The 10,582-nt window shown below is 61.8% G+C and carries 10 protein-coding genes; all 10 read right to left on the bottom strand.

Annotated features, from left to right (window positions below; translation table 11 throughout):
- Positions 1–72: 72 nt before the first annotated feature.
- The gene (locus RTI30_RS09945) at positions 73–1,077 is read right to left on the bottom strand and encodes a class 1 fructose-bisphosphatase (RefSeq protein WP_312263159.1); all 1,005 of its coding nucleotides are present in this window, start codon (positions 1,075–1,077) and stop codon (positions 73–75) included.
- A 23-nt stretch (positions 1,078–1,100) separates the two neighbouring features.
- Complete coding sequence (gene zapD / locus RTI30_RS09940; protein WP_312263160.1) at positions 1,101–1,850, bottom strand: cell division protein ZapD; 750 nt, start codon at positions 1,848–1,850, stop codon at positions 1,101–1,103.
- A gap of 62 nt (positions 1,851–1,912) precedes the next feature.
- The gene (gene coaE, locus RTI30_RS09935) at positions 1,913–2,509 is read right to left on the bottom strand and encodes a dephospho-CoA kinase (protein ID WP_312263161.1); all 597 of its coding nucleotides are present in this window, start codon (positions 2,507–2,509) and stop codon (positions 1,913–1,915) included.
- A complete protein-coding gene (locus tag RTI30_RS09930; protein ID WP_312263162.1) occupies positions 2,506–3,309 on the bottom strand; it encodes a prepilin peptidase in 804 nt (267 codons plus the stop codon). Before RTI30_RS09930 ends, coaE begins: the two co-directional genes overlap by 4 nt.
- On the bottom strand, positions 3,293–4,645 hold the full coding sequence (locus tag RTI30_RS09925; RefSeq protein ID WP_312263163.1) for a sigma-54 dependent transcriptional regulator: 1,353 nt from the start codon (positions 4,643–4,645) through the stop codon (positions 3,293–3,295). Before RTI30_RS09925 ends, RTI30_RS09930 begins: the two co-directional genes overlap by 17 nt.
- Positions 4,642–6,234, bottom strand: coding sequence for an ATP-binding protein (locus RTI30_RS09920; protein WP_312274828.1), 1,593 nt, complete (start codon positions 6,232–6,234; stop codon positions 4,642–4,644). Before RTI30_RS09920 ends, RTI30_RS09925 begins: the two co-directional genes overlap by 4 nt.
- Positions 6,235–6,237: 3 nt before the next feature.
- Positions 6,238–7,941, bottom strand: a complete 1,704-nt coding sequence (gene pilB, locus RTI30_RS09915; RefSeq protein WP_312263165.1) for a type IV-A pilus assembly ATPase PilB — start codon at positions 7,939–7,941, stop codon at positions 6,238–6,240.
- On the bottom strand, positions 7,911–8,774 hold the full coding sequence (locus RTI30_RS09910; protein ID WP_312263166.1) for a shikimate dehydrogenase: 864 nt from the start codon (positions 8,772–8,774) through the stop codon (positions 7,911–7,913). Before RTI30_RS09910 ends, pilB begins: the two co-directional genes overlap by 31 nt.
- Entirely contained in the window at positions 8,768–9,919 is a 1,152-nt protein-coding gene (locus RTI30_RS09905; protein WP_312263167.1) for an anhydro-N-acetylmuramic acid kinase, read from the bottom strand. Before RTI30_RS09905 ends, RTI30_RS09910 begins: the two co-directional genes overlap by 7 nt.
- Before the next feature lie 22 nt (positions 9,920–9,941).
- Entirely contained in the window at positions 9,942–10,418 is a 477-nt protein-coding gene (locus RTI30_RS09900) for a peptidylprolyl isomerase (protein WP_312263168.1), read from the bottom strand.
- Positions 10,419–10,582 lie beyond the last annotated feature (164 nt).

The following is a 10,582-nucleotide window of genomic DNA, read 5'->3' as shown; positions in this document are numbered from 1 at the left end:
TTGAGATGCTGCAAGGGGGCGCAAGCTTGGCGGGATGCCGCGACGGAAGCTTTTCCATCGCGGCACAGCAAGTTAGGTGAGATGGTACTGCACCACCCGTTCGACTTCGTTCTTGGCACCGAGGATTACTGGCACCCGCTGATGCAGCCCCTGTGGCTGGATGTCGAGGATGCGCTCGCGGCCGGTGCTGGCCGCCCCGCCCGCTTGTTCGATGAGAAAGCCCATGGGATTGGCCTCGTAGAGCAGGCGGAGCTTGCCGGGTTTTTGGGGATCGCGGGTATCGAAGGGATACAAGAAAATGCCGCCACGGCAGAGAATGCGGTGCACGTCGGCGACCATGGAGCCAACCCAGCGCATGTTGAAGTCGCGCCCGCGCGGTCCGGTTTTGCCGGCATTCAATTCGGCGATGTAACGCTGCACCGGGGCTTCCCAGTGGCGCTGATTGCTGGCATTGATGGCGTACTCGCTAGTGTCTTCGGGAATGCGCATTTGCGGATGCGTGAGGACGTATTCGCCCACCTCTGGCAGCAGGGTAAAGCCATTGACCCCAAAACCGGTGCTATAGACCAGCATGTTGCTGGAACCGTAGAGGGCGTAGCCGGCACAGACTTGCTGCGTGCCCGGCTGCAAGAAGTCGGCGAGCTGCGCATCTCGCCCCGCCACGGGCGCCTTGAGGATGCTGAAAATGGTACCGACGCTGATGCCCACATCGATATTACTGGAACCATCCAAAGGATCGAAAAGCAGCAGGTACTTGCCGCGCGGTACCCCGGCCGGAATGGCGTAGGGGCCGTCCTCTTCCTCGGAAACCATCCCTGCCAAATGCCCAGTCCAGTCCATGGACTTGAGGATGGCATCGTTGGCGATCACATCGAGTTTTTTCTGCACCTCGCCCTGCACGTTGCCAGTTTCTGCACTGCCCAAGGCGCCGACCAGGGCACCACGATAGACCTGCGAACCGATGAACTTACAAGCGACCATGAGATCGTTGAGCAGTGCGGCAAAGTCGCCGGAGGCCTCGGGGTAAAGGCGGGTTTCTTCGATGATGAATTGACTGAGGGTAGTACCGATCTGCATTGCTGAGGATCCTTCTGGCGGGTTCAACAGGCGCTCATGGCCAAACGAAAGGGGATGGTGGATTCTAGCGCGCGGCTTGGCCCAGGGTCCATCCACTCCAGGAACTGGACATGCAGGCGATGGATGCCGCCACTAATCTTGGGATAGACGTTGGCCGACGTGACTTCTACCTGTATCAGTGAGAGGGGCTGCCTGGGATTGAGCGGCATACCAAAGCGGCCATGCTCTGCCAACTCGCTCTGCCAGCCGAGGGATTCGCGCAAAAAACGCAAAATGAGCTGGCTGCTGCTTTCCAGGGGTGCCAATTCATCGCGCCAGTGTTGGAAATGGGTGGCGCGGAAGACGGAACTTTGCTGCTCCCAAAAGGCCAGCAAGGGAAGGTCGGCGCCGGTGAGACCGCCAGCAACCGATTGTCGTCCACGCCCAAGTTGCAGCAGCTCCTGCTGCCGCAACATATCGGCAAAGTTCTGGCGTCCATCGCGCAGGGTTTGTTGCTGCTCGCGCAGTCGGCTCTCCCAGGCCTCCAGCGCCGCGGCGTTGACCTCGCTCGAGCCGGCCCAGGCGCGCAGTACCTGAATGAGGCGATCGAGTTCCAGTAGGAGATCGACCCGCAATTCGGGCCGTTGACAGAAGTCGAGGAGTTCGAGAAAAGTACGTAATACGCTGCGCAGTCTGCTGGCCTCGGCAATATTTTCGTCTAGGCACTGAAACAGTCCCTCGAGGCGGAGGAGGGAGCGCGTTCGCTCCTGAAGCGCAGTTTCGTATATGGCCATTGGTGGTTTCTTCCCAATCCCACACAGAGAGTGCCACAAGCCTCGGCGCGACGCAAAAAGCCTTAGCGCTGAAGGTGTTGCCACCAGTCTTCGAGACGGCGGCGCAGGCTTTGGGGAGTCTGGAGATTGGGGATGATCCACCGCGCCACCCGCCGCCGCTCCTCGGGATGCACCTGTTGCGCAATGACGGCAGCGCCGACCGCCGCCGACCAACCGCGTTCGGCAAGACGCTGCTGTTGCAGCCAGGCCGGGCAGTCGATGAGCAATACACCATCGAGAAGGGGCGGATAGCCACTCTCGACGAGCAAGGGCAGAACCCAGAGGATGACGGCATCCGGTTCTTGCGCGGTAATGGCGGCGGACGCGGCCAAAAAGCGCTGGCGAATCTGCGGGTGCAGCAGTTCTTCCAACCAGCGCTTGGCCGCTGGATCGGCAAAAATCAGTTGGCGTAGGCGCGGGCGATCGAGATGACCGTTGCTATCGACGATATCGCGACCAAATCGATCGACAATCTCCTGCAGGTTGGCGTGACCCGGTGCCACCAACTCGCGCGCGAAGTGGTCGGCGTCGAGAACCTTCGCCCCCAGCCCGGCCAATATGTCGGCAGCGAGGCTCTTACCGCTCGCCACCCCACCTGTCAGACCGATGCGCTGGCTCATCCGGGGGCGGCCAAATGCAGAAACTGCTCCATCACTACCTGCGGCCAGAGCAGCATCACCGCCGCTCCCAGGGCCAAATAGGGGCCGAAGGGGATGGCATAGTCGCGACCTTTGCCGGCGGCAAGAAACCCCACGGCCACCAATCCGCCGCTCAAGGCCGCCAGAAAGAGGGCAAGAAACATGTCCTGCCAGCCCAACCAGGCACCAATCATGCCAAGGAGCTTGAAGTCACCATGCCCCATGCCCTCGCGACCGCTCAGGCGCAGGTAGAGCTCGGCAAAGCCGCGCAAAACCCCATAGCCAAGGAGCAGCCCCAGGCCGGCATCGAGGGGGCTCGCGAGGGCAAAATGCGGCGAGAGCCAAGCGCTAGCGTTGAGGAGCAGGCCCAAGAGCATTCCCGGCTTGGTGATCCAGTCCGGCAGGAGATAGGTCTCGAGGTCGATGAGGGTGAGGGCAAGCAAGGCCCAGAGCAGGACGAGGGCGGGCAGTAGTTGCCCGTGCCAGCCAATCACCCACGCGGCGAGGAGCGCGAGCAGAGCGGCGAGGATTTCGACCAAGGGGTAGCGCCAGGAGATCCCACTCTGACAGTAGCGGCAGCGGCCGAGCAACAAAAGCCAGCTCAAGACCGGGATATTGTCCCAGGGGCGCAGGGCATGGCCGCATTGGGGGCAGTGCGAACCCGGAAAGGCGATGGATTCGCCGCGCGGCAGGCGGTGGATGACGACGTTGAGAAAACTGCCGACGAGCAGGGCAATGAGGGCCAGCAGTGCCCAGGCCCAGGGTTCAAGACTCGCCGACATGATGATCATCCTGCCCGCACAAATGCAGTCGCAAGGTGCAAGAGCGCGTACTAATGCCTAAATTTTGAGCGCAGACCACGATGCGATTTTGTCCCGCGGTGAGCTGAGTGCGCAGCAGTTCTCGCTCAGCCGCCCGCAGCCGTCGCGCCAGGGGTGAGCCGCTGCCAGCGATTCCTTGTGCTGGCGCCGCGCTCTCGCGACTCAGATCCGCAACGCGAATTTCCGTACCGCTGTGCAGGGCCAGAGCTCGTTCGAGGAGATTTTCGAGCTCGCGCACATTGCCGGGAAAATCTTGGCGCACAAGCCATTGCAGGGCCTCCGCCTGTAGGCGCGGCACGGGTTGGTTATGCCGCCGGGCGATGCGCTGCAGGAGGGCCTCGGCGAGCAAGGGGATGTCCTCGCGGCGCTGGCGCAGGGGCGGAATCAGCAGGGGAACCACATAGATGCGATAGTACAAATCGGCTCGAAAGCTGCCGGCTTCGATGAGTTGCTGTAAGTCGCGGTGGGTAGCGGTAATCAGACGAATGTCGATGGGAACTTCGCTGTTGGCGCCTACCGGACGGATACTGCGTTCTTGCAGGGCACGCAGGAGCTTCGCCTGCATGGCGAGGGGAATATCGCCAATCTCGTCGAGAAAGAGGGTGCCGCCATCGGCGGCCAAAAAGAGACCGCTGCGTTTTTGATGGGCGCCGGTGAAGGCCCCCTTCTCGCTGCCAAAGAGTTCGCTCTCGAGCAGGTTTTCGGGAATGGCGGCACAATTGACGGCAACGAAAGGCTTGTTTCGACGCGGGCTGGCGTCATGGATGGCACGGGCGGTGAGCTCCTTGCCGGTGCCCGATTCACCAGAGACGAAGACCGGTGCATTGCTGCGACCCAGAACGCGAATCTGCTGGCGCAGTTCCCGCATGGCCGAACTCTCCCCCACCAAACGCTCTAAACCGGCGCCGAGTTCCTCCGGCTCCAGCGTGGCCAGGGCCTGGGCTTGCTCGACCAAGCGTCGCAGCCGATGCAGCTCGATGGGTTTGGTCATGAAGTCGAAGGCGCCCGCCTGCATCGCCTCGACGGCGCCTTCGGTCGAGGCGTAGGCAGTGATGACCGCTACCGGCAGCTGCGGGAACTGGCTACGGATATGGCGCACCAGCTCCAGGCCATTGCCATCGGGTAGACGCAGATCGGTCAGGCAGAGACTAAAGCTAAATTTGCCGAGGGCTTCCCGTGCCTTTTGCAGGCTATGGGTGGGCACCACGACAAAGCCCATTTCCGAAAGGGTAATATCGAGCAGCTCGGTAATGGCCGGCTCATCGTCGAGGACCAAGGCGCGGGCGCGCTCACTCATAGCAATGTGCCCAGCTGCCATTCGGGGAGGGAAAAGACGAATTCCGCGCCATGGCGATGATTGCGAGCCTCGATGTCGGCGCGGTTGGCGCGCAAGAGTTCGCGCACCAAGGGCAAGCCAAGCCCGGTGCCGAGGGATTCGGTGGTGAAGAAAGGTTCAAAAATGCGCTCCAGATTTTCTTCCGGGATACCCTGACCATAATCGCGTACGCGAATTTCGACAGCCCTTTGATTCTGCATGGGTGTCAGCAGAATTTCCACACGCAGGGGCTGCCCCGGTGGCTTGCCGTGCTGCGCGGCGTTCAGCAGCAAATTGGTAAAAATCTGCTGTAATTGTTCCGGGTCACAGCTTACCAACGGCAAGCCATCATCACCGTGCAGCTCGACTTGTAAGTCGAGCAGGCTAGGATCTGCGCGCAGCTGACTCAGAATTTGTGGCAACCAAGCGGTGAGGGCGATGGGGGCTGGGTGGGCGGCACGGGGGCGCGACATCTCCAGCACCGACTCGACAATGCGGTTGAGGCGTTGGGATTCCCGATCGATGATCTGCAACAGACGCTCGCCGCTGGCGTCGAGAGAGCGCTCGGCAAGGAGTTGGGCGGCGTGGCGGATGGCGCTCAGGGGGTTGCGGATCTCGTGCGCGATATTGGCGGCCAGGCGGCCGAGGGCGGCCATTTGCGCCTCGCGTTGCTTTTCCCGCAGGCTGCTCGCGTCGCGCAGGGTGAGCAAGCGGAACGGGGTGTTGGCAAGGGCGATGCTACGTAGCCAGAGCAACCGTTTGCCGCTCGCCATCTTCGTCGTGCGAATGGAAAGCTCGCGTTCGGGAATCGTATCGGCATGGCGCAGGAATTCACCCAAATCCGGTTGTACTTGGTCGAGCACATAGGGATTCGTGTCTGCGGGCAGTTGGGCGAGTTCCTGGGCCAGAGGATTGCTGAACAGCACCCGATTCTGGCGGTCGAGGACCAGCAGGCCGGCATCGAATTGGCGAATGATTTCTCGATTGAGGGTGTTGAGGTCGAGAATTTCCTGTGCTCGTAGAGCGTCTTCCTGAGCGCTGCGCTCACGATAGCGCACCAGATTGTCGGCCAGGTAGGCAACGGCGAAAAGTGCGAGGCTGTAGATCAGTACCCCACCCGAACCGAGCTGTCCCTGACGCAGAAAATTGATGACGATTACCGCGACGATGGTCACCCATACCTGAATCAAAGCAACATGCCCGCGCACTTGATAGACATTGGCGATGAGCAGGAGTAGCGGAAGGATGGCGAGGGGACCGGAAATGGCACCGCTGCAGTAGAAAAGGTAGAGAACGAAAAGGGTATCGACGCTGACCACCAGGATCCGCGTCCATTGTGGCCAGGCGCGCGGGTAGATCTGGCTGGAGAGGAGCAGGCCAAAACTCCAGATCAGGGCAAGGATGGCGGCGCTGCGCAGGGCGGACAGCCAGGGCGAATGGCTAGGCAGGATCTGCAGCTGCGGGTACTGGGTAAAAAAGGTCAGAACCGCCGCGATGACCAAGCGGTAGAGGGCAATGGCTTTGGCCGGCGGGGTCAGCCTGGATGGCGAGTCTGCGACTGCCGCATCCATGGCTCAGAGATTGGTAACGCGCAGGACTTCGTCCAGACTGGTCAGCCCTTCCTTGACCCGCAGCAGCCCAGCTTGGCGCATGGTCAGAATGCCCTCGGCCTGGGCCTGACGGGCGATGTCGAGGGAGGTGCCACCACGCAAGATGATTTCCTGTATGGATTCCGTCACTGGCATCACTTGGTAGAGACCGATACGCCCGCGGTATCCAGTGCCATTGCACTGCTCACAGCCCTGGGGCGCCATTGGTGTCCAGCCTGCAAGATCGGCCTCGGCAAAGCCCGCCTGGCGCAAGGCCACTTCGGGGATCGCTTGTCGGCGTTTGCAGGCCGCGCAGAGTTTGCGCGCCAGTCGTTGGGCAATCACCAAATGTACGCTGCCAGCGATGTTGTAGGCAGGGATTCCCATGTTCTCGAGCCGCGTCAGACTTTGGGGAGCGTCATTGGTGTGCAAAGTGGCCAGTACTAGGTGTCCGGTTTGCGCTGCTTTGACCGCGGTTTCGGCAGTCTCGAGATCGCGCACCTCGCCAACCATGATGATATCCGGGTCCTGGCGCAGGAAGGAGCGCAGGGCGGTGGCAAAGGTGAGGCCGATGCGTTCATTGATGTTGACTTGGTTGATCCCGTACACCGGGATTTCTACCGGATCTTCGGCGGTACTGATATTGACGTCACCGGTATTGAGGATGTTCAGCGCTGTATACAAAGTGGTTGTCTTGCCCGACCCCGTCGGTCCGGTGACGAGGATCATTCCGTAGGGCTTGCTGATCGCCTCGTGGAAGGCCGCCAGCTGTTGCGGCAGAAAGCCCAGCTGCTCCACCGGCGCATTGGCGGCAGCCGGGTCGAGAATACGCAACACCACCGTCTCGCCATAGGCCGTGGGCAGAAAAGATACGCGAAAATCGATGGTGCGCGCTGGAGGAATGCGCACGCGCAGGCGCCCATCCTGGGGCAGGCGGCGTTCGGCAATATCCAGGCGGCAGAGGATCTTCAGGCGCGAGGTGATGCCTTCGCGCAAGGCAATGGAGGGGTGGAGGACGTCCTGTAGCACGCCATCGAGACGATAGCGGACGCGAATGTCGCGCTCATAGGGCTCAATATGGATGTCCGAAGCGCCTTTTTGGATGGCATTGAGGAGCAGTTGCTGGACGAAGCGCACCACCGGCGCGTCTTCTCCCTGCTGTTCGGCGCGCAGGTCGAATTCGTCTTCGTCCGTTTCGCTGTCGGGCGCCGAGGAAAAATCCTCGAGGCGGTTCGTGAGGTCGCCCAGGTACTCGCTGAGGGCGTGCTGCAGTTTGTCGGCTTCGACCAGAATGGGAAAAACGCGCTGCACTCCGGCGTTGAAGCGGATATCCTCGGTAGCCTTTACGTCGGTAGGGTCGGCAATCGCTAGATAGAGGGCATCGCGCGTATGGGAGAGGGGAAGAACCTGATAGCGCTCGAGGAGAGCGCGATCGATGCGCCGCACGCTCTGCTCGTCTGGGTGGACCGCGCTCAAATCGAGCATCGGCAGGCGATAGCGCTCCGACAGATATTGCAGTAGGGCGAGCGAGGAGAAGGCCTTTTTTTCAAGCAAAAAGGCCAGGACCGGTCGTTTGCCGAGGCTCGGGTCCCTAAGCAGAACGCGTAGCGTCGCCTCGTCGATCAGACCGGCGGCAATGATGCCGCGTAGCAGCGGACTCAGCGGGGTGCTTTCGGTGTTGTTAGCCATGTTCGCATCGCTTCCTCGACGGCATCGGTGTCTGGCAGTTGGCCAGTCCAAATGCGAAAACTTTCCGCCCCTTGCGCGACCAGCATGCCAAGGCCATCCACGCAGCGCAGACCCTGCGCCGCGGCTGTCGCCAGCAAGGGGGTCTGCAAAGGTTTATAGACGATATCACAGACAATGCCGGTTTTCGGCATGCGCGCGAGGGCCAATTCCGGATGATCCTCCCCGTGTAGGCCGCGGCTGCTGGTATTGACCACCAGCTGCAGGTCGCCAAGAAGCGGGGTGAGGGCATCGCGGCTGAGTGGCAGCGGTCGGATGGGCAGGGCGGTAAATTCTGCAGCCAAGGCTTCGGCCCGAGCTAGGGTACGGTTGGCGAGATAGATCGGGGTGGCGCCAACGAGGGCGAGGGCGTGCAAGACTGCCCGTGCTGCCCCGCCTGCGCCAATGACCAGACTGGCACCAGCGGCACGCGCACCGGTGTGACGGCCGATGGCGCGGGCAAAGCCGACTACGTCGGTGTTTTCGCCATGCACCCTCCCGTCGGCAAAGAGCAGGGTGTTGGCCGCCCCCACCGCTTGCACGGTGGGCGAGACCACATCCAAAAACGGCAGCACGGCTTCCTTGTGCGGGATAGTGACATTGACGCCGCGCACCCCCAGGGCCTGCAGACCGCGGATGGCAGCGGGCAAGGCCGTAGGCGCCACCGGAAAGGGAGAATACAAAAAATCCATGCCCGTCTGCTCGGCAAAGCGTTGTTGCATCCAGGGCGACAGGCTATGCGCCACGGGATGCCCGATGATGCCGCAGACCAAAGCGCTGCCGCTGGGCTTTAGCATGCCGGTCCTCCGCTGGCTTGTGTCCGACTCAGCCACGCCACGACTTCCGGCCAGTTTCGCCCGGGGTAGAGACTGCCCAGCACCGTCGCCCGTCGCTGCCCGGTGACCCCGTGCAGGTCGAGACGGGTTCCCAGCAAACAATGCCCGCCGAGCCAGGCAAAGGCCAGGGCCTCCATTGCTTGGGCGGGAACCGCACAGGTCTCCTCGCCGAGTTCTACGCGGGTTTGGGGAAGGGCATCTTGCAGTAGCGCCAGCAAAAAACGATTACGCGCGCCGCCGCCAAAGACCAGCAGCCGCTGGGCCGGTGGCAGCCAGCTTTGCGCGGCCGCGGCAATACTGCGCGCGCTCAGTGCCGTAAGGGTGGCCAAGAAGTCTGCGGCTTCATGGCGCCAGTCCGCCCACTGCTGCCGCACCCAGGCGGCATGAAACAGCTCGCGGCCGGTGCTTTTGGGCGGGGGACGGTGAAAATACGGCAGGCGCAGCCACTGCTGTAACTCCCTTTCCTGCACCTGTCCCTGGGCCGCCCAATGGCCTTCTGCGTCGAAGCGTTGGGTGCTCAGCAACTGCACGGCGCTGTCGATGAGGACATTGCCAGGACCGGTATCAAAGGCTTGTACGGTGGCGTTTTGGCCGCGCGCCGGCAGCCAACTGAGATTCGCCATCCCGCCCACATTGAGCACCAGCAGTGGCGTATCGGCGGCGAGCAGGGCGGCATGAAAGATCGGTACCAGGGGCGCTCCCTGCCCACCCTGGGCCAAGTCCGCCCGGCGAAAATCGTGAGCCACACTGCAGCCGGTGGCGTCGGCAAGATCGTAGGCAGAGCCAATCTGCCAAGTGTAGCCGTGTTCGCCATCGGGTTGATGGGCTACGGTTTGGCCGTGCAGGGCGATCAGCTGGAATTCCTGCCCAGCGGCGAAAATCTGGCAAGCAAACTGCCCGTGGAGCCGGCCAATCTCGCGATCGAGGGCCAGCAGAGGCCGCGATTCGCCCCCTTCTTGCAGGGCAAAGATGCGTTCCTGCAGGGCCGGCGGGTAGGGAAAATGCCAGTGACCGCAGAATTCCCCGGCGTTATCCGGGGAGAAGCGAAGGAGGGCGGCGTCGATGCCATCGGCACTGGTGCCAGACATCATCCCCAGAATCTGCAACCGACCTCCTTACCGAAGCGTGTTAGGCGTGCGGGTGCTCGTGCACGTGGCCATGGGCGAGCTCTTCGGCGCTGGCGGCACGAACATCGCGAACGGTCACATCGAAATGTAACTGCATGCCCGCTAGGGGATGATTGAGATCGACGGTGATCTCATCGCCCTCCATCTCGATGATGGTGGCAACGCGCACCCCTTCATCGGTATCGACCTCAAACTGCGCGCCAATCTCGAGCTCGTCGGGATCGTCGAAGTCTTCTTTGCCGACCACTTCGACGAGATCCTCATCCCACTCGCCGTAGCCATCCTCGGGTCCCACATCGGCCTGGATGCGATCGCCGCTCTGATGGCCCGCCAAGGCGCGCTCGAGTCCGGGAACGATGTCGCCGTGCCCGTGGAGATACACCAAGGGACCATCGCCCTCGGAACTGTCGAGGATTTCGCCGTCCTCGTCGGTGAGAGTGTAATCGAGGGTGACAACGCAGTCCTTCGCGATCTTCATGACACGGTTTCCTTGGTGGCGGAGTTTCTCCGATGCAGTGTAGCCGTTGCCAGTATGCGGCGCAAAGCGCCCTAGTGGGCCGGCAGGTGTTCGTCGATGATTTGTCGAAAATCGGCAATCCATTCCGCGTCGTCATTCAGGCAAGGAATGTAATGCATTTCTTT

Origin of the sequence: Candidatus Igneacidithiobacillus taiwanensis, from assembly GCF_031962545.1 — a bacterium.
Classification (GTDB): Bacteria; Pseudomonadota; Gammaproteobacteria; order Acidithiobacillales; family Acidithiobacillaceae; genus Igneacidithiobacillus; species Igneacidithiobacillus taiwanensis.
This window is presented reverse-complemented; position numbering and strand designations above follow the sequence as displayed.

Excerpts from the sequence above, each read along its gene's own strand:
- pilB (WP_312263165.1), bottom strand. The coding sequence starts at position 7,941 with ATGGCTAACAACACCGAAAGCACCCCGCTGAGTCCGCTGCTACGCGGC.
- RTI30_RS09900 (WP_312263168.1), bottom strand. The coding sequence starts at position 10,418 with ATGAAGATCGCGAAGGACTGCGTTGTCACCCTCGATTACACTCTCACC.
- RTI30_RS09925 (WP_312263163.1), bottom strand. The coding sequence starts at position 4,645 with ATGAGTGAGCGCGCCCGCGCCTTGGTCCTCGACGATGAGCCGGCCATT.
- coaE (WP_312263161.1), bottom strand. The coding sequence starts at position 2,509 with ATGAGCCAGCGCATCGGTCTGACAGGTGGGGTGGCGAGCGGTAAGAGC.
- RTI30_RS09930 (WP_312263162.1), bottom strand. The coding sequence starts at position 3,309 with ATGTCGGCGAGTCTTGAACCCTGGGCCTGGGCACTGCTGGCCCTCATT.
- RTI30_RS09920 (WP_312274828.1), bottom strand. The coding sequence starts at position 6,234 with ATGGATGCGGCAGTCGCAGACTCGCCATCCAGGCTGACCCCGCCGGCC.
- RTI30_RS09945 (WP_312263159.1), bottom strand. The coding sequence starts at position 1,077 with ATGCAGATCGGTACTACCCTCAGTCAATTCATCATCGAAGAAACCCGC.
- RTI30_RS09910 (WP_312263166.1), bottom strand. The coding sequence starts at position 8,774 with ATGCTAAAGCCCAGCGGCAGCGCTTTGGTCTGCGGCATCATCGGGCAT.
- zapD (WP_312263160.1), bottom strand. The coding sequence starts at position 1,850 with ATGGCCATATACGAAACTGCGCTTCAGGAGCGAACGCGCTCCCTCCTC.